This window comes from Haloferula luteola (genome assembly GCF_014201715.1).
Lineage (GTDB): Bacteria > Verrucomicrobiota > Verrucomicrobiia > Verrucomicrobiales > Akkermansiaceae > Haloferula > Haloferula luteola.
In genome coordinates this window covers 24,524-45,835 of record NZ_JACHFD010000024.1, presented here as the reverse complement: position 1 = coordinate 45,835, position 21,312 = coordinate 24,524, and the positions used below count along the sequence as shown (strand labels likewise).

General features: G+C 58.9%; 15 protein-coding genes. 10 read left to right on the top strand and 5 right to left on the bottom strand.

The window, feature by feature from the left end:
• Nucleotides 1-57: 57 nt before the first annotated feature.
• Nucleotides 58-678, bottom strand: coding sequence for an HAD family hydrolase (locus tag HNR46_RS17395; protein WP_184021145.1), 621 nt, complete (start codon nucleotides 676-678; stop codon nucleotides 58-60).
• Nucleotides 679-765: 87 nt separating this feature from the next.
• On the opposite strand from HNR46_RS17395, the gene HNR46_RS17390 reads away from it, so the two are divergent.
• From HNR46_RS17390 to rpiB, 3 genes are all read left to right on the top strand, one after another.
• The gene (locus tag HNR46_RS17390) at nucleotides 766-2,877 is read left to right on the top strand and encodes a RecQ family ATP-dependent DNA helicase (protein WP_184021142.1); all 2,112 of its coding nucleotides are present in this window, start codon (nucleotides 766-768) and stop codon (nucleotides 2,875-2,877) included.
• A 68-nt stretch (nucleotides 2,878-2,945) separates the two neighbouring features.
• Nucleotides 2,946-3,419, top strand: a complete 474-nt coding sequence (locus HNR46_RS21045; protein WP_246418177.1) for a low molecular weight protein arginine phosphatase — start codon at nucleotides 2,946-2,948, stop codon at nucleotides 3,417-3,419.
• A 111-nt stretch (nucleotides 3,420-3,530) separates the two neighbouring features.
• Entirely contained in the window at nucleotides 3,531-5,189 is a 1,659-nt protein-coding gene (rpiB, locus tag HNR46_RS21035; protein WP_281375607.1) for a ribose 5-phosphate isomerase B, read from the top strand.
• 92 nt (nucleotides 5,190-5,281) lie between these two features.
• Here the strand turns inward: rpiB and HNR46_RS17380 are convergent, their stop codons facing one another.
• From HNR46_RS17380 to priA, 3 genes are all read right to left on the bottom strand, one after another.
• Nucleotides 5,282-6,667, bottom strand: coding sequence for an apolipoprotein N-acyltransferase (locus HNR46_RS17380; RefSeq protein WP_184021140.1), 1,386 nt, complete (start codon nucleotides 6,665-6,667; stop codon nucleotides 5,282-5,284).
• Nucleotides 6,668-6,673: 6 nt separating this feature from the next.
• On the bottom strand, nucleotides 6,674-8,698 hold the full coding sequence (locus HNR46_RS17375; RefSeq protein WP_184021139.1) for a hypothetical protein: 2,025 nt from the start codon (nucleotides 8,696-8,698) through the stop codon (nucleotides 6,674-6,676).
• 250 nt (nucleotides 8,699-8,948) lie between these two features.
• A complete protein-coding gene (gene priA, locus HNR46_RS17370) occupies nucleotides 8,949-11,201 on the bottom strand; it encodes a replication restart helicase PriA (protein ID WP_184021138.1) in 2,253 nt (750 codons plus the stop codon).
• Nucleotides 11,202-11,307: 106 nt separating this feature from the next.
• Between priA and uvrA the strand changes: the two genes are divergently transcribed.
• From uvrA to HNR46_RS17350, 4 genes are all read left to right on the top strand, one after another.
• On the top strand, nucleotides 11,308-14,169 hold the full coding sequence (gene uvrA / locus HNR46_RS17365) for an excinuclease ABC subunit UvrA (protein ID WP_221285250.1): 2,862 nt from the start codon (nucleotides 11,308-11,310) through the stop codon (nucleotides 14,167-14,169).
• Nucleotides 14,170-14,199: 30 nt separating this feature from the next.
• Nucleotides 14,200-14,799 (top strand): RNA polymerase sigma factor, encoded by a 600-nt coding sequence (locus HNR46_RS17360; protein ID WP_184021135.1) that lies wholly within the window; start codon nucleotides 14,200-14,202, stop codon nucleotides 14,797-14,799.
• A gap of 7 nt (nucleotides 14,800-14,806) precedes the next feature.
• Complete coding sequence (locus HNR46_RS17355; RefSeq protein WP_184021134.1) at nucleotides 14,807-15,460, top strand: hypothetical protein; 654 nt, start codon at nucleotides 14,807-14,809, stop codon at nucleotides 15,458-15,460.
• A gap of 61 nt (nucleotides 15,461-15,521) precedes the next feature.
• Nucleotides 15,522-16,586: a S1C family serine protease gene (locus HNR46_RS17350; RefSeq protein WP_184021133.1), complete on the top strand. Its 1,065-nt coding sequence runs from the start codon at nucleotides 15,522-15,524 to the stop codon at nucleotides 16,584-16,586.
• 291 nt (nucleotides 16,587-16,877) lie between these two features.
• On the opposite strand, the gene HNR46_RS17345 is transcribed toward HNR46_RS17350, so the two are convergent.
• A complete protein-coding gene (locus tag HNR46_RS17345; RefSeq protein WP_184021132.1) occupies nucleotides 16,878-18,386 on the bottom strand; it encodes an arylsulfatase in 1,509 nt (502 codons plus the stop codon).
• A 441-nt stretch (nucleotides 18,387-18,827) separates the two neighbouring features.
• Between HNR46_RS17345 and cimA the strand changes: the two genes are divergently transcribed.
• Genes cimA through HNR46_RS17330 form a run of 3 tightly spaced genes read left to right on the top strand, consistent with a single transcriptional unit; the run spans nucleotide 18,828 to nucleotide 21,300 of the window.
• Nucleotides 18,828-20,408 carry a citramalate synthase gene (cimA, locus tag HNR46_RS17340; RefSeq protein WP_184021130.1) on the top strand — a complete coding sequence of 527 codons (1,581 nt, stop codon included), beginning with the start codon at nucleotides 18,828-18,830 and terminating at the stop codon, nucleotides 20,406-20,408.
• Between the two features lie 32 nt (nucleotides 20,409-20,440).
• The gene (locus tag HNR46_RS17335; protein ID WP_184021128.1) at nucleotides 20,441-21,016 is read left to right on the top strand and encodes a 3-keto-disaccharide hydrolase; all 576 of its coding nucleotides are present in this window, start codon (nucleotides 20,441-20,443) and stop codon (nucleotides 21,014-21,016) included.
• A 59-nt stretch (nucleotides 21,017-21,075) separates the two neighbouring features.
• The gene (locus tag HNR46_RS17330; RefSeq protein WP_184021126.1) at nucleotides 21,076-21,300 is read left to right on the top strand and encodes a hypothetical protein; all 225 of its coding nucleotides are present in this window, start codon (nucleotides 21,076-21,078) and stop codon (nucleotides 21,298-21,300) included.
• Nucleotides 21,301-21,312: the final 12 nt, after the last annotated feature.

The window sequence follows — 21,312 nt, the reverse complement described above, 5'->3', positions numbered from 1 at the left end:
GTCGACGAACTGACGGTTCGCGGATTCCTTGCTTCCTGGTTGACCGCGCTCGCTGTTTTAGCGGGCGCGGTTTTTTTGTGGAGGGACTTGGAGGTGTGAGGAAAGCCAGGTCTCGAAGGCGTCGTGCCGGTGGAGGTCGTAGAGGTGGGACTGGAAACCAGCGGCGATGCCGGATTCGATATTGGCTGGCAAGTCGTCGATGTAGAGGGTTTCCGCGGGGGTCAGTCCGTAGGTCTCGATGACATGGCGGTAGATCGCGGGTTCCGGTTTGATGAGCTTTGCGAGATAGGAGCAGGTGCCTCCCTCAAAGTGGCGGAAGACATCGTAATTCTCGAAGATCCACGGCGCGTGGATGGGGTTGATGTTGGAGAAATAGAGCAGGCGGTGGCCTTGGGCTTTGAGGTCTTCGACCACTTGCCACATGGGAACGTTCGGGGTGAAGATGTTACGCCAGGCTGCGATGAAGGTTTCGCGATCGGCGGCCGGGCCGAGTTCCCGTTCGGCTTGGGCGAGGTAGTCGTCGAGCGGGATGTCACCCCGTTCGAAAGCATCCTTGTCGCCCAGGATTTTGCGCAGGCGCTCATCGGGTTGGGGTTCGTCGTCGGGGATCAGCTTCCGCAGCGAGCTTTCAAAGTCGAAGTCGAGAAGCACCTTGCCGATATCAAAGAGGAGGGTCATGGACGCGGGGCGACCATAGGGAAGGTCGTCGTCCGGGCAAGCCAGCCTTGACCGCGGCGGTTGGATTTAATCATTTGAACAGGAGACATGGCCTTCCGCAAATCCCGTAAACTCCTCCTGAAGCCACTCGACGCCCTGAAGAAACACTTCGGTCACGGCGGATTCCTAGACGGCCAGGAAAGGGTGATTGAGCAGATCGTCTCGGGTCGTGACGGGTTGGTGGTGATGCCCACCGGTGGGGGAAAGTCGTTGTGCTATCAGCTCCCTGCGATGTGTTTCACGGGAGTGACGCTGGTGGTATCGCCTTTGATCGCGCTGATGAAGGATCAGGTGGACGCGTTGGTGGCCAAGGGAATTCCAGCGACTTTGATCAATTCGACGGTGCCTTGGGAGGAGCAAAAGCAGCGACTTCAAGGGATGCGAACGGGCCGCTGGAAACTGGTCTACGTGGCCCCGGAACGTTTCCGGGCGGAGTCATTCCTGCGAGCACTGGAGGGGGTGGAAGTGTCGCTTTTTGCGGTGGATGAGGCTCACTGCCTTAGCCAATGGGGACACGATTTTCGGCCCGACTACATGCGTTTGGGCAAGGCGCTGGAGAAGATCGGCCGCCCGCAGTGCGTGGCATTGACGGCGACGGCGACGCCCGTGGTGCGGGAGGATATTCTGCAGGTGTTGGGGTTGCGGGAGCCGTTCGAAGTGGTGAGCGGGTTCTCGCGGCCGAATCTTTCGCTGACCATCACGGCGGTGGACAAAAAGGCCCAGAAGTTGGATCGGGTGCGTGCGGTGGCGAGTGCGCATCGCACAGGGATCGTCTACTGCGCGACCCGCAAGAAGGTGGAGGAAGTCAGCGAAACTCTGGCGTCCTGGGGGATGCGGGTGATTGCCTACCACGGAGGGATGAGTGATGGAGAGCGCGAGAAGGCTCAGGAAATTTTTCTGTCTCGCAAGGCGGATGTGGCGGTGGCGACCAATGCATTCGGGATGGGGATTGATCGACCGGATGTGCGTTTCGTGGTGCACTACGAGATCCCTGGTAGTGTGGAGGCCTATTATCAGGAGGCTGGCCGAGCGGGACGTGATGGTGAGGCGGCGGTATGCGAGCTTTTGTTCAACTATGCGGACACGCGAACGCAGGAGTTTTTCATCGAGGGGGCGAATCCGGGGGGGCAGGCGATTCGGGATGTCTATCGTTACCTGATGCAGACCGCGGACGGGGAGCATGAGGTGCACAAGAGCATTGAGGACATCACGGATGGGGCGGGTTTGAAGAACTCCATGGCAGTGAGCAGTGCGTTGGCGACGCTGGCGCGGTCGGGATACATTGAGCGATTTGATGTGCCGGGGAAGCGAATGCGCGGGACCCGGCTGAGGCGTCCTGAGGTGTATCCGGCGGATTTGGCGATCGATGAGGACGCTCTCAGTGAAAAGGAGCGGCGGGATCGAGATAAGCTGAAGGCAATGGTGGAGATGGCTTACTCCCGGGTTTGTCGGCAGCAATGGATTCTCGAATACTTCGGGGAGGAAGAGGCTGATACTTGTGGCTGTTGCGATGTTTGCCTGGATGGCGGAGGAGAGGATCGTCCGCCGACCGAGGAGGAGCACATGGTGGTGCGCAAGGCCTTGTCCGGGGTAGCGCGGATGTCTCGGCAGACGGGGCAGGGATGGGAGGGGCGATTCGGGCGCGGCAAGATAGTTCTGATGCTCTTGGGCAGTCGATCGCAGGACATTGCCGCGGCGGGTTTGGATCAGCTGAGCACCTATGGATTGTTGGCGGAGAAAGGAAGCGGCTATCTGAACAGCTTGTTTCGAGCGATGACGGAGGGGGGATTGCTGCGGGTGGAGGTGGGAGAATACCCGTTGGTCACGTTGACCGAGCGGGGCGAGCGGGTGATGCGTGGGAGCAAAAGTTACCGGCTGGCTTGGCCATCGGCGAGTGAGGCGGCAGGGGTGGATTCGGCGGTATTGGACGATCACGGCTTCGACCCCGGGCTCTATGAGGAACTGCGAGCGTTGCGGGGAAAAATCGCCAAGGCCCAGCAGGTGCCTCCATACGTGGTGTTTAGTAACAAGACTTTGGAGGCCTTGTGCCGGTATCGCCCGAAATCGATCGATGAGGGTATGGCGGTTCCAGGGGTGGGTGAGATCAAGGCTCAGAAGTTCCTGCGGGGGTTTGTGGATCGGATCAAACGCTGGGGATGAGTTTGTAGGAAGCGGATGGAGGAAGGTCGGCTTGACCCGAGGCGGAGCTGCGCTCACTTTGTCCGCCGATGTCTGCCACCCATAAGGTTCTCTTTGTCTGCACGGGAAATACCTGCCGCAGTCCCATGGCTGAGGCTTTGTTTCGGGATGCTGTGGAGGACCGGGAGGAGTTCGAAGTCGCCTCGGCGGGAGTGGCTGCCTATCCAGGTTCGCCCATCAGTGGGGAGTCGGCGGCGATTTTGATGGAGCGTGGGATCGAATCGGGGGCCTTTCGCAGCCAGCCGGTGACGGAGGAGCTCTTGGATTGGGCCACCCATGTGTTTGCGATGACCGGCGGGCATTTGGCGGCATTGCTTGCGGAGTGGCCGGAGTATGAGGATAAATTTTATTTGATGTGCGAGTTTGTGGAGCTTCCCGGGCGTGGGATTGGCGCTGATGTGCCGGACCCGATCGGCATGGGCAAGCGGGCCTACGAGCAAGTCGCCGGGACCTTTGATCGGGCGATTCCGACGTTGATTGCGTTGATTGATCAAACTTCCTGAGCTTCTGAGGCGGCTTGAGTCCGTGACCTCTGGAGACGGGGGTTGCATTTCCGCGTCGGGTGGGCCATTTCCCTGCCGCCATCCATCCCGTTTCCCATGAGCGTGAAGACCATGAAAATTGCCGTTGGCGCCGATCACGGCGGAGTCGAACTGAAGGAAGCCCTCGTCGCCCACCTGCAAGCGCAAGGTTATGAGGTGACGGATTTTGGGACGCACGGTACCGAGTCGGTGGACTATTCCGATTTTGCCAATCTGGTGGGCCGTGCCGTTTCGGATTTCACCCACGATCGGGGGATTCTGTGCTGCACGTCGGGCGTCGGCGTGTGCATGACGGCGAATCGTTTCGAGCACGTGCAGGCTGCGAATGTTCGCACGGTGGAGGAGACGGTGATCACACGCCAGCACAACGACGCGAACGTGCTTTGCCTTGGTGGCAAGGTGGTGGACGCGGAGACGGGCAAGGCGATGGTGGATGCCTTCCTTTCGACGGAGTTCGAGGGAGGGCGCCATGAGCGTCGAGTTTGCAAGGCATCGGGTTCGCGGCTTGCGGAGAACGATCCGGATCTTTATGCGGCGATCGTGGCGGAGGAGAAGCGTCAGCGCTTCAATATCGAGTTGATTGCATCGGAGAACTTCGCATCGCCAGCGGTGATGGAAGCGCAGGGTTCGGTGCTGACGAACAAGTATGCGGAGGGTTATCCCGGCAAGCGCTGGTACGGCGGCTGCGAGAATGTGGACGTGGTGGAGAGTTTGGCGATTGAGCGGGCCAAGGAGTTGTTCGGTGCAGAGCACGCGAATGTGCAGGCTCACTCAGGTTCCCAAGCGAATACGGCGGTGTATTTCTCGGTGTTGAAGCCGGGCGATAAGATTTTGACGATGGACCTGGCCCACGGGGGCCACCTGACCCACGGGCACAAGGCGAACTTCTCGGGTCGCTTCTACGAGGTGACGCACTATGGGGTCAGCGAGCAAGATGAACGAATTGACTACGATCACTTGGCTGAGTTGGCACGCGAGGTGAAGCCGGCGCTGATCACTTGCGGAGCCTCGGCTTACTCGCGGGTGATTGATTTCGAGCGAATTTCGCAGATCGCTAGGGAGGTGGGCGCGTATTTGTTTGTGGATATGGCGCACATAGCGGGTTTGGTGGCGGCGGGGGTTCATCCGAATCCGGTGCCGCACGCGGATTTCGTGACGTCGACGACTCACAAGTCGCTGCGCGGCCCGCGGGGTGGGATCATTCTGTGCAAGGAGGAGTTCGCTAAGAAGATCGATGCTCAGGTGTTCCCGGGGATTCAGGGCGGCCCGTTGATGCATGTGATTGCGGCCAAGGCGGCATGCTTTGGCGAAGCGCTGAAGCCGGAATTCAAGAGCTACCAAGAGCAGGTGGTGAAGAATTCGCAGGCGATGGCGGCGCGGTTGACGGAGCACGGTTATCGGATTGTGTCCGGAGGATCGGACAACCACGTGATGATGGTGGACCTCAGAGCCAAGGGGCTGAACGGCGCCGAAGCATCGCATGCTCTGGATGAAGCCGGGATCACGGTGAACAAGAATTCGATTCCTTTCGACACGGGAACTCCGATGAAGCCGAGTGGAATTCGGGTAGGAACTCCTGCGGTGACTACTCGGGGAATGAAGGAGGCGGACATCGAGAAGGTGGCCGATTTCATCCACGAAGCGCTTCAAAATGTCGGTGACGAGTCGGCTCTGCATGCGTTGCGTGATCGGGTGCATGATTTCATGCGAGCTTTCCCGATGCCTTGGTAAGTGATTTGGATCCTCCGCCCGGTGGCAGCCATTGGTCTGCGACCGGGGGGTGAGGTTCTAGGAGAGTCCACTTGGAATCTCGGTGGGTCACATCATCCGGTGGGGCCTTCAGCAGGGGCGGTGGGGCTGGAGAGGTTGCGGCGCGATTGGTAGACGGCGAAGACCAAGGTTGCGGCGGTGAAAACGCAGCAGAGAGGGCCGATGAGCCAACCTCCGAGTTGATAGGGGGTGCGACGACGGGATGGCGCGATCTCGGCGACGAGATTGCCCGGTTCGAAAAGCGGGAGCGAGTCGACTCGTCGGCCCCAGGGATCGACGACTTGGGTGAGGCCGGAGGAGGCGGCGACGACCAACCAGCGTGCATTTTCCGCAGCGCGATGGCGGAACAATGCGGCGTGCTGGCGATGTTGACGGGCTGTCCAGCTCTCTGCGTCCATGCTGGGGATCAGAAGGAATTCCGCTCCGTTGGCGACGGCTCTACGCACAACGGCATCTCCGTCATTGTCGAAGCAAATGGGGGTGGCGATTTGGCCGAGAGGAGTGGAAATGGCAGGCGCTTGGGTGCCGGGCTGACCGTCGTCAAAGAAGTGGACGGGGCGGTTTTTGACGTGGGTGCCCAGGAGGGTGTCTCGCCCGAGGGTGAAGGCGGTGTTTTCCCAAGTGCCATTCTCGCGGTCAGCTCGGCCACCGAGCACGAGGACTTGAGCCGATTTCAGGTCGAGGAGTTTTTGGAGTTCGATGCGAAGAGCCGTGTTTTGTCGAAGGTCGGTGGTCGTGGCGTATTCCGGCCAGACGATGGCATCGACCGGGGGCAGGTCCTTGCTGCGATGGAGCAGAGCGAAGGTCGACATTTCCTCACTTTGGATGGCGGCAACTTTGAGGGTGGGGTTGGGAGTGGAGGGTTTGGGCAGCCAGGTGCAGAGCGCGATGGATCCGAGGAGGATCACGCCGAGCAGTCTCTGACGTGGGGAAAAGGCGATCGCTGCGCAGGCAGCGGCGATGAGAAATGTGATCCCATAGACCCCGAGGAGGGGGGTGAGATAGCCGGGTGGCAATCCGGTGCCGGGCGTGATCCAGGCAAAGCGCAGAGGGGACCATTCGCAGCGGTAGTATTCAAAGCCGGTCCAGAGAGTTGCGGCGATCCACGGTGCCCAGGCTCGATTTGGGAGCGCGAGGGTGGCCCAGAGGCCAGTGAACAGCATGGGGAAGAGAGTGAGGACGGCATGGAGAAACAGCGCGAAACCGCCAAAGATGGTGACCATCCAGTTGAGAGTGCCGAGGTAGAGGGAGAAGCCCATCAAGGCCCCGAGTCCGATGGATTGCTGGGGGGATGCGCCCCGAAGGGCGATCAGAAAGGGGAGAAGGAAGATCAGGCTGCAGGCGGACAGTCCGACCGGCGGGAATGAGAGGATCCCGAGCCCGGCGGAAATCGTCACCAGCATGAGACGTACTGGAAATGTCCAGCGGATGGGCTGCATGAGCGTTTAGGATTCGGGGTGGTGGAAGAGGTGGTTTTCGAGGGCCTTCTGAAAGATCCGTGCATCAGGGGTGGAGCCTCTGAGTTGCCTTTGGAACGGGGGAGAGGTGATGTCTTCGATGGAGCTCCTCATCATGTGGTGGCGCTCGATGAGCCCATCGACTCCCGCCCAGGCGGAGAAGATGCCCGCCAGGATGGCGAGATGGAGAATCAAGACCCGGAGAAGGGTCGCGGCGTGCAGTCGACGATGCCCGCTATAGAGCAAGAGCAGAGTCTCGGCGAAGTAGGCCATGAGAAGGAGTCCGAGGAGCCCAAAGAGGTGGAGGCGGAGAGATTTGTCGGGAACGAAAGGCAGGGGGAGACCGCTCAGGTGATCGAGCGCCATGGTGGCTGGCGCTATCAGCAGAGCCATCCATCCGGCCACTCCGTAGAGTCGGGGATGAAGACGGCGGAAGCCGATGGGAGAGGCACGACGAGCGAGGGAGATGGAGATTTCCCGCGTGGTGTGGAAGAGCACGCAGATGATAAGGCCCGAGAAGAGGAGTGTCACGGAAAGGGCATGGCGAGCGGTGTAGGTCGTCTCTCGAGAATAGAGAAATGGGTTTTCAAGGATGCTGGCAACCAAGACGGACGGGACCAAGGCTCCGAAGATCAAGATGCGAAGATGGTCGATGGGACGCAGCGCGTGAGCCAAGCGCCCGGGTAGGCCTAACAATCGGCTGGATGATGAAAGAGAAAGCAAAGACACCACGAGGACGAGAACGAGGCTGAAGGCGGCAGCAAAAATCAGGTCGAGTTTTTCGTAGTAGCGGTGTTCGGCAAGCCGAAGAGAGTCGGTGCCCAAGCTGGAGAACTGCGAGAATGACGAAACAGAGAAATCGTAGGTGGTGATCGAGGGTGGCAACTCGGGGCGAACTGCCGCCATTCCAAGGCGAAAATGATCTTCCCATGAGGTGAGTCTGAGGGAACGACAGGCCGCCTCCATGGCGGGTGCAGAATTCCATGCAAAGGCCACCATGGCTCCCGTGGGGTCCATGGCGGAGAGATGTTTGGCGATGCGAGTCCATTGCTCACAGAGTTGTCGAAGCCCCTCTGGATTTTGTTGAGCCACCATTTCCTCGGCAGAGGGGATGAAAAAGCAAGCGACGGAGTCGCCCGATGCGATGGAGCCAGACGGAAGTTGTCGTAAGTCGAAGTAGACCGCTCGGTTGAGGACGAATGCGCCGAAATCTTCGGCGGGTCGGCAGAGCGAGAGACGAGAGATGAGCCGTTCGTCGCGGCGATCGGCGATGAAATCAGCTGCAATGGCACGATCCAGGAATTTCTCGGCCCGCTGGAAGTTGGCGGGGTTGGAGATGCTGACCTGAGGATAGCCACTGGGTCTTCGACCGCTAGGAGCGGTCGATTCGGTGAGCAGTAGGCATGCGACCGCGAGATCGTAATAGCCATTGCCCGGGTCGAGAGCTTTCAGTTCTGCAACTTTTTCGGGTAGAATGGAGCCATCATCAGTGAGGTCGATGCGGAGGGTCTCGGCTGCGGTGGCAGGGGAGTTGGGTCGAGTTTGCCAAGAGGTTTGCCAGCGATCGATCAACGAAAGTTCGCTGGGATCGCCGAGGACATAGGGACGATGCGATGGGGGAATTCGACTTTCCAATAGGGGATACCAGGAGGCAGGGGACCAACGATTGTCCAAATGGGCGGGATGGATGGAACGGAGGGGCTCGGAAAGGGAGGTCGTATTGGATTTCACGACGTTCAGTTGATCGGCCAAGGCAAAGGTCCGAAGTCGGTCGAGGGCAGGCGGGGAGACGAAGTGGAGGCCGAGAACGGTGAGGAGAATGACGCATGAGGCGAGCAGGGATCGCCAAGCTGCTTTCCAGGGAGGAGATGGCGGGAAGGGATCGGGCTCCTTGGAGGAAAAGGGGATGGCGGTGGCGGCTTCGACAAGGAGATCTAGGCGAGCGGCATTCTGCGGAGCGTCGGCGGGAAACGACTCCACGACGGCGTCCAACCATGGGTTTTCAGGACGCATCGGGAAGGTTGGTCAAAGAGAAGGGCCGATTCACGGGGAGAGCATGGCTTCGGTCCACTCCATGGATGGAAGCTATGGCAAGATAAAGCAAAGTTGAGCCCGTGATGACAAGTTCCATGTGGATGGATAATCTTGTGTCTTCTCCGTTAGTCCTCGGGCGACGAGGTGGGTATGGGCAGATCCCTTCAGTGTGGATGCCGAGGATGTCTGGCACGACCCGAGTCCTGAAAATGGGGAACTGCTGGGGAGGCTAAGTGAAGCTCAGGGCATCCATATCGAACACCGCGGTGACGTCCTCGGGAAGAGGGGTTTTATCAAGGACCTGCTGCACGTGTCGGGTGAGCGCGCGGGCTTTGGGCCCGCGGAGGATGAGTTGGAAGCGGAATTGGCCGTGAGCTTTGACCAAGGGGCTGGGCAGGGGCTCGCCCAATTCGATGCCGGGCGGGAGTGCTTCTTTCAGCCGGCGATGGAGGGTTTGCAGGGTGAACTCGGCGCGACGCTCGTGGGTGGAGCGGACGGTCAGGAGCGCGCAGCGCGCGAACGGAGGGTAGCCGAACTGGCGTCGCATTTCGAGTTCTTGATCGGCGAAGCCATCGAAATCGTGATGGCGAGCAAACTGGATACTCGGGCTGTGAGGCGTGAAGGTCTGGACGATGACTTCGCCTTCGAGGGAGCCACGTCCGGCGCGGCCAGCGACTTGGGTGAGGAGTTGAAAGACGCGCTCGCCTGCTCGAAAATCGGGGACATGGAGGCCAATGTCGGCGTTGAGGATGCCGACGAGGGTGACGTTCGGGAAATGGAGGCCTTTGGCAATCATCTGAGTGCCAATGAGAAGGTCGATTTTTCGAGCGCGGAAGGCGTTGAGAAGATCGCGTAGGGCGTTCTTTTTTCTGAGGGCATCGGCATCGATGCGAGCAATGCGGGCGGAGGGAAAGACTTTGTGGAAGACGTCTTCGACTTTCTGGGTGCCAAAGCCTTGAAGGATGATCGAAGGGTCTTTGCACTCGGGGCATTTTCGCGGGACGACGGCTTGGTGGCCGCAGATGTGGCAAATGAGACGATCGTCGGTGCGGTGGTAGGTGAGAGCAATGGCGCAGTGGGGGCACTGGCAGACATGACCGCAGGCCGGGCATTGGAGGGAACGGGCGAAGCCTCGGCGGTTGAGAAAGAGGATCGTTTGTTCGTTTTTGGCGAGGCGGTCGTCGATGGCGGAGCGCAGGCGATCGGAGAGAAAGGTATCCTTGGATTTTTGTTTTTTGGACTCGAGCCGCATGTCGATGACGCGGATGAGCGGAAGGGATTGGCCATCGGCGCGGTGGGTGAGTCGGAGGAGTTGGTATTTTTGGTCGAGAGCGTTTTGCCAAGACTCAAGGGAGGGAGTAGCGGAGCCGAGGACGACGGTGGCGCCTTCGAGATGGGCGCGGAGGACGGCGACGTCGCGGCCATGGTAGCGGGGGACTTGGTCCTGTTTGTAGGAGTTTTCGTGCTCCTCATCGACGAGAATGAGTCCGAGGTCAGGGAGGGGTGCAAAGACGGCGGAGCGGGCCCCGATGACGATGCGGGCTTTGCCTTTGCGGATGCGGTGCCATTCATCGAAGCGTTCGCCTTGGGAGAGGTTGGAGTGGAGGACGGCGACCTGATCCTGAATATGGGCGAAGCGGGCGCGGAAACGGCGAACGGTTTGGGGGGTGAGGGAGATTTCGGGGACGAGGACGAGGACGGTGCGACCGGCTTCGAGAACATGGCGAGCGGCTTGGAGGTAGACTTCGGTTTTTCCAGAGCCGGTGACCCCGTGAAGAAGAAAGGGACGTGTGGGTGAAGGTGGCGACGCGAGGGAGCCGCCATCGGTTTCCAAGGAGGAGAGAATGGCGTCGAGCGAGGTTTGTTGCTCCTCGCTGAGGGGGAGATCGCGGGTGGGGAGAATCTCGTCGACCCCATCGGCATCGGGATCGCGCCTAACTTGCTGATCGATGAGTTGCACGAAGCCTTTTGCGACGAGGGCTTTGACGCTGGTGCCGGCGGCGTTTCCGAGGTCGGTGAGGGGCATTTGCTGCTCGGGAACGTGACGGAGCAGGGTGAGGATGGTGTGTTGTTTGGGGGCTCGCTTGGCGAGTTGGTCGAGAGTTTCCTCATCGGGCAGCTGGGTGAGGACGACGGCCTTGCGGGTCTTAGCTGCGTTTTCCTCGGTGCGGACGGCCTCGGGCAAGAGGACCCGAACGACACTTTCGATGCTGCATGCGTAGTAGTCGGCAATCCAACGAGCTAGCTCGAGAAGCTTGGGCGTGAGGAGGGGCTCGGGATCGGTGAGGGAGTGAAGAGGGCGGAGGGCAAATCCGAGATCGGCGGGAGCATGATCAGTGACGGCGAGAACGGTGCCCGTGGAGGTTTTATTGCGGAGGGGGACGCGGACTCGGCAGCCGGCAAGGACCGGGAGGCCATCGGGGATGGCGTAGTCGAAGACGAGCTCGGATGGGCCGTCGATGAGGACGCGGGCGGCGGGCACGGGGCGATCATGGGAGGATCGGGGTGCAGAGGTCCACCCTTTGTCAGAACGGGGATGTCGGTGGTTCGAGGTTGGACCTTGGCAGGGGGGCGTCCATGATGGGGCCGTGATCCGGATTCGTGGGGCTAGGCAGCACAATTTGAGGAATCTCGATTTGGAGATTCCGCGGGAAAAGCTGGTGGTGGTGACGGGACCCAGCGGCAGCGGGAAATCGTCGTTGGCATTTCACACATTGTTCGCAGAGGGGCAGAGGAGGTTTGTGGAGTCGTTATCGGCGTATGCGCGGCAGTTTCTGGATCAGTTGGAAAAGCCGGATGTGGATGCCATTGAGGGGTTGAGCCCAGCGATTGCCATCGAGCAGCGAAGCGGTGGATTGAATCCACGGTCCACGGTGGCGACAGCCACAGAGATTTATGAGCATCTGAGGGTGTTGTGGGCCGCTGCAGGGACTCCCCATGATCCAGAGACAGGAGAGCGGCTGGAAAAGATGGCAGCGGGGGACATTGTGGCGGCGTTGGCGGCGGAGCCGGAAGGCTCAAGGGTAGTGGTGCTCGCCCCGGTGCCGAGGGAAGAAGCGCTGGAGGTGGGGCGCTTGGTCGCGGATTTGAAGCGGCAAGGGTTTGTGCGGGTGAGGGTGAATGGGGAGATGTTGGATTTGGACGAGGCGGAGGGGGCTTGGCCGGAGCGAGCGGAGGAAGTGGAGATTGTGGTCGATCGGTTGGTCGTGCGCGAGGGCTCGGAGTCGCGAATGGCGGATTCGGTGGAAACGGCGCTGAGAATTTGCGGCAGTGAGTCGCGCGTTTTGGTGCAGCGGCCGGGAGTGGATGCCTGGGAAGTCAGGTCATTTCAGACCTGCTATCGGAATCCGAAGACGGGCTTTGAGATGGGTGAGCTGAGTCCGCGACATTTTTCGTTCAACTCCCACCTTGGTGCCTGTCCGGCATGCGAAGGGCTTGGCACGGAGCGGTTTTGTGATCCGACCTTGTTGGTCGACGATGGGAAAAAGCCCTTGGGAGCAGCCGTGAAAGGGTGGTGGAAGCCGAAGTCTCAGCGTGAGAAGGCGTTTTTGCGGGAGGCCGCTGCGATGGAGCAAATGTTCGACGTTGAGGGGAGAGCCTTCGATGAGCTTCCGGAGGCCTTGAAGTGGCTCTTATTCCAGGGCGGCATGTTGGAGACGGGCTGGAAGATGGGGGCGGAAAAAAAGCCTCAGGTGAAGAAGTTTGAGGGGCTGTGCTGTGAAGCGGAGCGGAAGTTGCAGGGGGCATCGAGTGAGGCAGTGCGGCGGAGGATTTCCCGGGTGATGGCGGAACGTCCGTGCCGCGTGTGCGGGGGAAAACGCCTGAAGCCCGGGATCTTGGCCGTGAAGATCTCGAGCAAGGTGGCTGGTTCCGCGGAAATGGAGTCGACGCCGGCGTGGGGAATTCAGGATTTTTGTGGGATGCCGGTGGAGGAGGCTCTTGCCTGGTTGGGCGGGGTGCAACTGCCGGCCGATCGGGTGGAAGTCTGCGGGCAATTGGTGCGGGAATTGGAGGAGCGGCTCTCGTTTTTGGAGCGGGTGGGCCTGGGGTATCTGGGGTTGGATCGGGCGAGTGGGACTTTGTCGGGAGGGGAAGCGCAGCGCATTCGTTTGGCCACTCAGTTGGGTAGCGGATTGACAGGGGTTTTGTATGTGTTGGACGAGCCGAGCATCGGTCTTCATGCCGAGGATACAGGCCGATTGGTGGAGGCATTGAAAGAGCTGCGCGACCGCGGCAACACCGTGGTGGTGGTGGAACACGATGAGGCCGTGATTCGCGCCGCGGATTGGCTGGTGGAACTGGGGCCAGGTGCTGGCAGTGAAGGAGGGTATTTGCTGGCCAATGGGCCGTTGGACCAAGTCGCGAACTCTCCGACCAAGGATTGGCTGGGCCGTCCGCCCGCGTCGCCTCGGCGATTGCCAGCCACCATGGGGGGCCTGAATTGGGGCAACGACCTGGTGATCCGCGGTGCGCGAGAACACAACCTGCGAGATGTGCAGGTGAGGATCCCACTGGGGACGATTACCTGTCTGTGCGGGCCCAGTGGCAGTGGAAAATCGACTTTGGCAGATGACATTTTGATGCGTGCGATGCGCCGCCATTTTCATGGGGCGACGGATCGTCCAGGAGCCCACGATGGCATCGAGGGATTCGAGCACATTGGAAAAGCCGTGATTGTCGATCAATCGGCGATCGGTCGCAGCCCGCGGTCGAATCCCGCAACCTTCACGGGAGCCTTCGACATCATCCGCGCCTTGTATGCCAAGCTACCGCTTTCGCGACAGCGTGGGTATGGGCCGGGGCGCTTCAGTTTCAACACGCGCGGGGGGCGGTGCGAACGCTGCGAGGGTGCCGGGCGACTGAAGATCGAAATGCATTTTCTTCCGGATGCATGGGTGCCCTGTGGGGCGTGTGGAGGGAAACGCTTCAATCGAGAGACTTTGGAAGTGGCATTCAAGGGATTGAATATCGCGGAGGTTCTGGAGCGATCGGTCAGCGAAGCCCGACAAGTTTTCGGGGCCGTGCCGAAGCTGGCGACTTTGCTGGAGGTGATCGAGAATCTGGGGTTGGGATATTTGCGGTTGGGACAGGCGGCGGACACTCTCTCGGGAGGAGAAGCGCAGCGATTGAAGTTGGCCGTGGAGCTGGCAAAGCCGGCTGCGCCTCACACCTTTTATTTTTTCGATGAGCCGACGACGGGGCTGCACTTTGGAGACGTCGAACGGTTGTTGACGGCGTTCCGCGGGCTCCGAGATGCGGGTCATACCGTGTTGGTCGTAGAGCATCAGCTGGATGTGATTCGTGCCGCCGACCACGTCATCGATCTGGGGCCAGGTGGAGGCAAGCGAGGCGGGCGGGTCGTTGCGGTGGGATCTCCCGAAGAACTGGCCGCCGATCCGCAATCTCCGACCGGGCGGGCATTGGCGGGAGAGCGAAGACGCGAGAAATAGACAAGGTTGGGGAAAGGCATCGCTTGATTCATGAAACCTTCCGAATTTCAGGTGACGCCTCAACCGACGACTCTTTCCCCAAATGCCACTCCGTCTTCATGGCGGGAGTGGTTGAGCGAGCACGGCCCGCGGCTGCTGCTCTTTGCCCGTCAACAGACCCGGTCCCAAGAAGACGCTGAGGACATTCTCCAGGATGCCCTCGTCAAGTTGGTCGACAAGATCGAAGCTGGTGAGTTCTCGGGCGGTCAGGAAGCGTGGATGCCCTATCTGTATACGGCACTTCGTCGATTGGCGATCGACCTCGGTCGCAAGGACGACCGACGCAAGCGGCGTGAAGACCAGGTCGTGGGGGATTCGATCGTGCAGTCTCAGGATGAGTTCCATCCGTGGTTTGAAAGTGACACCTCGGATGATGAGACCCGCAAGCTTCTCGAAGGTGGACTCAAAGATCTGCCGAAAAAGTTCGCAGAGGTGATCGTGCTCAAGATTTGGGGTGACCGGACCTTCGCACAGATCGGCGAAGCTCTGGATATTTCACCAAACACTGCGGCCTCCCGGTATCGCTACGGACTTGAAGCACTGAGTAAGAAACTCTCAGGGGCCCGCCGGAAGGGTGACCTTTCTATTTGAACCAGCCATGGATTCCGAATTCCAAAGACTTGAAGATCAGTTGAAAGCCTTGGTTCCCGCCAAGCTCGACTCAGCCTTGCTGGATGGCTTGGCCGCCGCATTGGGAGATCCTTCTGCGCTGGCAGGGGATGAGGTCGCCCAACTGGAAGCCCGTTTGGGCCGCATGAACCCGAGGCCACCGAGCGCTGCCTTGTTCGAGAAGCTCGCCGCTCCCTTGGAGCGGACTCCCTTTCTCGATGAAGCCAAGACGGTCCGTTTCCCGGTGCCTGCGGCTGAGGTCGTGGAGCCCTCTCGCGGGTCCCGATTCCCATGGCTTGCGGCCGCCGCGGCCGTCGCCATGGCGGGTGCTTGGACGGCGGTGAAAATGTCTCCTGCTGCCCCGATCCGTCCGGAAAGCTCTGCAGGGGTGCCGGTGGCTCAGAACGCAGTTCCCATCGAGCAAGCCCCAGCGGCAGACGGGCATTTTCAGCCCGCTTCGATCGACAGCGCCGTCAGTCAAACCGAGGACCTCGGGCTTCAATGGAATCGCCAGGCCCAACCGATGAGGGTGGTGCGCGTGACCTACATGGACCGCATGAAGCTCCTCAATGAAAAGGGTGAGGTTATCGAGACCTCGGTGCCCCGGGTGGAATATGTGGTGATCCCAGAACAAGTGGACTGACGGAATCCTGCGTAGACAAGAATACAGAGATACGACGCTTATAGTAGTGAAACAGGCGACGATGAAAACGAACCTATTCCAACTTTTGGCCGTGGCGGCGGTGGTTCCGCCGCTGATGGCGATCGAGCCCTCCCAGGAAGTGGTGCCGACGCCTCCGCGACAGCGACCTGCTCAAGTGAGTCCGGTCGCTCCCATCGCACCCATACCGAGGATCGTGGTGCCGCCCCGAGATGCTGAGGAAGAGCGGGCGCTTGATGAACCTTTTTCCACGGCCCCCGAGGAAGGCCAAGCCTACCTCGGAGTGGTGCTCGACCGGGTCCCGGATTTTCTTGCGGAACATCTGAAGCTGAACTCGGGCGAAGGGGTGATTGTGACCGATTTGATTCCCGATGGGCCAGCGGCTTCCGGTGGATTGAGGAAGGGAGATGTGATCCTCCGTGTCAATGAGCGTCCTGTCGGCGATCGTCAGGATGTGATCGACATCACCGGGAACATGGCCGTGGGCGACAAGGTCAAGGTGGAGGCGATCCAAGAAGGAGAGCGCAAGCCCTTCACGGTGGAGTTGGCGGCTCGTCCCAGCATGCCTGATGTGCAGCCGCTGCAAGGACGGGGAATGTCCGGGGGGGTGTTTCCCGACCGCCATTCCGACGTGCTGCGCGATGCTTTGGAGCGGAACATGCGCCTCCTTGATCAGCTGGATCGTGAAATGCCCGATCTTGGGGAGAACATCACCGGCGGCATGATGGAGCGCCTCAAGCAAGACATGAGCCTGGGAGGGAGCCAGAGCATGCAATTCCGCTCCAGCGGTTCGGGTTCTTCGATTCGGCTCTCGGATGAACGGGGTTGTGTGGAGCTTACCAATGATGGTTCTGGAAAACAGGCCAAGGTTTACGATCGCGAGGGAAAACTTACCTGGCAGGGCCCCTATGAGACCGATGAAGATCGCGCGGCGGCTCCCGATGAAGTTCGCCAACGTCTTGATCGTGTGGATTTTGGGAACACTCTCCCCTCCTTGGGAGGGAAGGGCATCCAACTGAAGCTTCAAGGCAATCGCTATCGGCCTGCGGAGGAGGTCGATGATTCTCAACGACCTCCGGCCGGGCTGGAAGATCCGGTCGGAGAGTAATGATTTCTCAGGGAGGCTAGACAAGGGCCCGTCGTAACTGCAGGTTACGGCGGGCTTTGTGTTTTTTACGGCTGGAGTGAAGGGGAAGGCCGTTTTCAAGGAGAGGCTGACAAAAGTCCCCAGACTGCGGCTTATAGGGGGCCCTTCGTCCGTCTCTCCTCGATCTCCGCAGTTTCCCAGCGGGACGCACCAAATGGACAGGGTGCGGGCTGAATTTTTTACAAAGGAGCCTTCCCCATGGCAGGAGAAGGCATCTCAACAACGTAGGAAACTGACGAGGCGGGACAGGTCTTACTGCGAACTCGTTTGCATCATGGATTTGATGATTTCACTGGTATCGAAATCGAGGCTCGCTTGCCGAGGTGGATACTCTTCAAAGGACTTAAAGAAATTTTGGACAACGCCGAGAGCGGGAACCAAGGCCCAAGAACGATTCTCTTGCCATTCGTCAAATCCCCTTGCGCTGTGGAATCGCTCAAATGGGTCGAGGTCGAGTCGTGTAATCGATGGAGTGACCATCTTGTTTTGGACTCCATTGAACCAGCGATCTTGCTTAGTGAAGAGGAACTTCCATTCGCCAAAGCGGACACCATGAAAAGTCGTCTCTGAGAAAAAGAAGAACTCTTTGCGGTTGCTTGGACCCGTCTTCGTGAGGACGGGGGTTTGATCGTAGCCATCGAGGTGAACCTTGTAAGAGGTGTCGCCGATTTGGTGCCCCGTTAGCAGCTGCTCTTTGAGTTGGGGTTGTCCGAGCTTGGTCATGATGGTGGGAATCCAATCCTCCATGGCCATCAATTCGCCAGTGGTCGAGTGGGGAGGAACGATACCAGGCCACCTAACCATGCAAAGTACCTTGTAGGCACCTTCATACCCTCCGACACCCTTTTCCCCACGAAACGGTTGGTTTCCTCCATCTGGCCAAGAATTGGATGCCGCACCGTTGTCGGTGGAGAACATGACGAGGGTATTGTCGCTAACGCCCAGTTCATCAAGAAGCTTCAGGAGCTCACCAACGTCATCGTCCATTTCTTTCATTCCGTCGGCATAGAGGCCCAGCCCCGTGACCCCGTCGTATTCCTTACTAAGGTTGGTACGATAGTGCATCCGAGTCGTATTGTGCCAAACAAAGAAGGGCTTTTCGGCGGCGACAGCGTCGCGGATGAAGCGTCTTGATTCGGTCAACACCTCCTCATCCATGGTGCGTTGCCGCTCCTGACCAAAATTGCCTAGATCCTCGATTTTCTGGGTTCCGTCCGGTTGTGCCCAAGAATGAATCACACCTCGTTGTTTGATTCCGGCCTTCTCCATGGCTTCCAGCGGATAGTCCTGCTGCTCGAGATACTCTCCAGCATTGAGGTGGTAGAGAATTCCATAAAACTCGTCGAAACCATGGTTCGTTGGGAGATGCTCATCTCGGTCTCCTAGGTGGTTCTTTCCAAATTGACCAGTTGCGTAACCCAGTGGCTTCAGCATTTCGGCAAGCGTGGGGTCTTCTTTTTGAAGGCCCTGGGGAGAACCTGCGACACCTACGGATGCCAATCCGACACGCAATGGTGATTGGCCGGTAATGAATGCTGCACGGCCTGCTGTGCAGGAGGCTTGTGCGTAATGGTCCATGAAGAGCATCCCCTCATCGGCAATTCGGTCGATATTTGGAGTTTCTCCCGACATCATTCCTCGGTGATATGCGCTGATGTTCCACATTCCAACGTCATCTCCCCAAATGATCAGGATATTGGGGCGTTTCTGTTGGCCAGTGACAAATCCTGTCAGGAGGCCCAAGGCCAAGAAAGTGAGCATTGGTCGTCTCATTTTAATAGATGGCTGTGTTTGTGGTAGGAAGATCCTAAATATTCACAAATTCAGATAACTTGATCTACCAAATGAGCGCATTATAGGAATCGTCGGTCTCATTCAAGAGCATTCTGGAGGCTTCTCGGTAATCCATGTTGATGGTTTCGGAGGGCAACCAAGTCCGAACCAAGAAGGGCAAATGATTTCAGCATGTTCATTGTCGAGTCGACCCCCTCGAGGCTGGGGAATCTCGACTGTCAGAATGAAAGCTCGGAAGGCGAGCGCTGCGGCGAGGGCGGGTGATTTGAGGAGGGCAGCGGGGGAGGTGCCGATGGACTGCGCTGGGTGCGCACCCATGGCGTACAAGCGGCAAAGACTCCGAATCAGGTGTTTCGTGGGTTGCGGGATTCGTCTCGGGCTGCTACATCCACGCCCCCCAGCGAACCCATGAAATCGGTCCAACTCTATGATACCACGCTGCGTGATGGCACGCAGGGCGAAGGCTTCCAGCTGTCGATGCTCGATAAGCTGAGGATCGCGCAACGTCTCGACGCCTTTGGTGTCGACTACATTGAAGGCGGTTGGCCGGGCTCGAACCCAAAGGATATCGAGTTTTTCCAGGAAGCTCGCAAGCTGGACCTGAAGCATGCCAAGTTGGCCGCATTTGGGTCGACCCGTCGTGCCGATGTGGCGGTCGAAGAAGATCCCCAAGTGAAGCTGTTGCTGGATGCAGAGACTCCGGTCGTGACGATTTTTGGCAAGAGCTGGGATCTTCATGTGATCGAAGTCCTGCGTACGACCGTGGAAGAGAATCAGGCCATGATCCGGGATACGGTGCGGTATTTGAAAGCAAACGGTCGTGAGGTGGTGTACGATGCCGAGCACTTTTTCGACGGCTACAAGGCGAGCCCGCAGCATGCGTTGGCGACGCTCCAGGCGGCAGCCGAGGGGGGAGCAGATGTTTTGGTTCTGTGTGACACCAATGGCGGCACTCTCCCTTCAGAAGTGATGGTGATTTGCAAGGTGGTGGCTGAGGCCATCCCTGGCACGCCTTTGGGCATTCATACCCACAATGACTGTGAGCTGGCGGTGGCGAACGCGATCGCCGCGGTGAAGGCAGGAGGTGTCCAAGTCCAGGGGACCATCAACGGCTACGGGGAGCGAACCGGGAATTGCAATCTGACTTCGGTGATTCCGATCCTCCAACTGAAGATGGGAATTCCGGTAGTTCCGGATTTGGAGCAGCTTCAGCAGCTTTCTTATTTCGTCGACGATGTTTCGAACAATCCCCACTTCGCGCGGGCTCCCTTTGTGGGCCGTACCGCGTTTGCCCATAAGGGGGGGATGCACGTGAATGCCGTGCAGAAATTGGCGCGGAGCTATGAGCACATCGAACCAGGAGCCGTGGGCAATTCCCAACAGATCCTGGTTTCGGAACTCAGCGGCCAGTCGAACATCTTGTTGAAGGCTGAAGGGCTGGGAGTGCCACTGGAAAAGGGTTCTCCCGAGGCCAAGGCGGTGCTGACCCGGGTCAAGGATCTGGAGCACGATGGATATTCCTTTGAGGCAGCGGGAGGCTCGCTGGAATTGCTGATTCGCAAAGAAGTGGGCGAATATGAAAAGCCGTTTGAACTGAAGGAATTTCACACATCGTTCCGACTTTACCGGGACGGTCACGATCCGGTGTGCGAGGCCACGGTGAAGGTACATGTTGGAGACGAAGCCGAATACACAGTGGCCGAGGGGCACGGTGTGGTGAACGCCTTGGACAAGGCTTTGCGCAAGGCGCTGCTGCCATTTTACCCGGAAATCGGGGACGTTTCGCTATTGGATTACAAGGTCCGGATCATCGATGGCCACGACGCCACTGCGGCTAAAACCCGCGTGCTGGTGGTCAGTGGCGACGGAAAATCAACATGGGGCACGGTCGGCGTTTCCGAGAACATCATCGAGGCTTCTTGGATTGCGATTGTCGATGCGATCGATCTTTTCCTGCAGCGTCGCCGTGAGGCGACGGTGGGAGTTTGACCGATGGAGAAAACCATGAGAGGGGATGCTTCATGATGCGATGGATTTTGACCGCTTGGATGATGGGCATGGCACTTTCGGCGTCTGCCCAGGTGTTTGATGGCAAGTCCCTTGATGGCTGGAAAGTGACGGGAGCTGATTGCTGGAAAGCGGCGGATGGAGTGATTTCCGGGAAAAATGATCCCGACTTGAAAGGATCCATCCTGTGGACCCAGACCGAGTATGAGGATTTCGATGTCGAGCTGGAATTCCGGTTTCAGGGGGCCATCGACTCCGGGGTTTTTCTGCGGGGTGAAAATGATCAAATCCAAATTGGTGTCAGCCGTTCCCTGAAGCGAGACATGACGGGGTCTCCCTATATCGCGTCAAAGGGCGGTTATCCCAAAGAGGCAGCGGGTGTCGCCCCCCTGTTAAAAGAAGGCGCGTGGAATCGCATGAAGATTGAAGTTCGCGGTGCGAAGTATCGCGTCTTTCTCGACGGCAAAGAAGTGCTGGAATATGATTCCGATACGGTCGGCCAAAAGGGACCTGTGGGACTGCAAATGCATCCAGGAGTCGAAATGTCTGTGGATTTCCGCAAAATTGAGATTCGTCCTGTGGAATCCTGAGGACGATTTGGAACGGCAGGTGGATTGATTCAGTGGACGGATGTCGTAAATTCAGGGTCATGAAAAAGTTCTTCGCCTTGTCTGCGGCCTTCCTTTCCGGTGGCTACCTTCTGACCCTGGGGATTCTTCCTGATGCCGTTCCGTTCATCGACGAGGCAACGGCTTTGATCATATTGGTGAAGTCCTTGCAGGTGTTGGGGATTGATCTGAGCCGCTTTGTTCCCTTTTTGCGAAGCGGCAAAAAAGCCGAGAAGAAAGACGGGAGTCCGGTGGTGGACGTGTGAGCTGAGTGCTTG

Excerpts from the sequence above, each read along its gene's own strand:
- HNR46_RS17345 (WP_184021132.1), bottom strand. The coding sequence starts at position 18,386 with ATGCTCACTTTCTTGGCCTTGGGCCTCCTGACAGGATTTGTCACTGGC.
- rpiB (WP_281375607.1), top strand. The coding sequence starts at position 3,531 with ATGAAAATTGCCGTTGGCGCCGATCACGGCGGAGTCGAACTGAAGGAA.
- cimA (WP_184021130.1), top strand. The coding sequence starts at position 18,828 with ATGAAATCGGTCCAACTCTATGATACCACGCTGCGTGATGGCACGCAG.
- HNR46_RS17360 (WP_184021135.1), top strand. The coding sequence starts at position 14,200 with ATGAAACCTTCCGAATTTCAGGTGACGCCTCAACCGACGACTCTTTCC.
- HNR46_RS17355 (WP_184021134.1), top strand. The coding sequence starts at position 14,807 with ATGGATTCCGAATTCCAAAGACTTGAAGATCAGTTGAAAGCCTTGGTT.
- HNR46_RS21045 (WP_246418177.1), top strand. The coding sequence starts at position 2,946 with ATGTCTGCCACCCATAAGGTTCTCTTTGTCTGCACGGGAAATACCTGC.
- HNR46_RS17330 (WP_184021126.1), top strand. The coding sequence starts at position 21,076 with ATGAAAAAGTTCTTCGCCTTGTCTGCGGCCTTCCTTTCCGGTGGCTAC.
- HNR46_RS17350 (WP_184021133.1), top strand. The coding sequence starts at position 15,522 with ATGAAAACGAACCTATTCCAACTTTTGGCCGTGGCGGCGGTGGTTCCG.
- HNR46_RS17395 (WP_184021145.1), bottom strand. The coding sequence starts at position 678 with ATGACCCTCCTCTTTGATATCGGCAAGGTGCTTCTCGACTTCGACTTT.
- HNR46_RS17380 (WP_184021140.1), bottom strand. The coding sequence starts at position 6,667 with ATGCAGCCCATCCGCTGGACATTTCCAGTACGTCTCATGCTGGTGACG.
- HNR46_RS17375 (WP_184021139.1), bottom strand. The coding sequence starts at position 8,698 with ATGCGTCCTGAAAACCCATGGTTGGACGCCGTCGTGGAGTCGTTTCCC.
- HNR46_RS17390 (WP_184021142.1), top strand. The coding sequence starts at position 766 with ATGGCCTTCCGCAAATCCCGTAAACTCCTCCTGAAGCCACTCGACGCC.
- HNR46_RS17335 (WP_184021128.1), top strand. The coding sequence starts at position 20,441 with ATGATGCGATGGATTTTGACCGCTTGGATGATGGGCATGGCACTTTCG.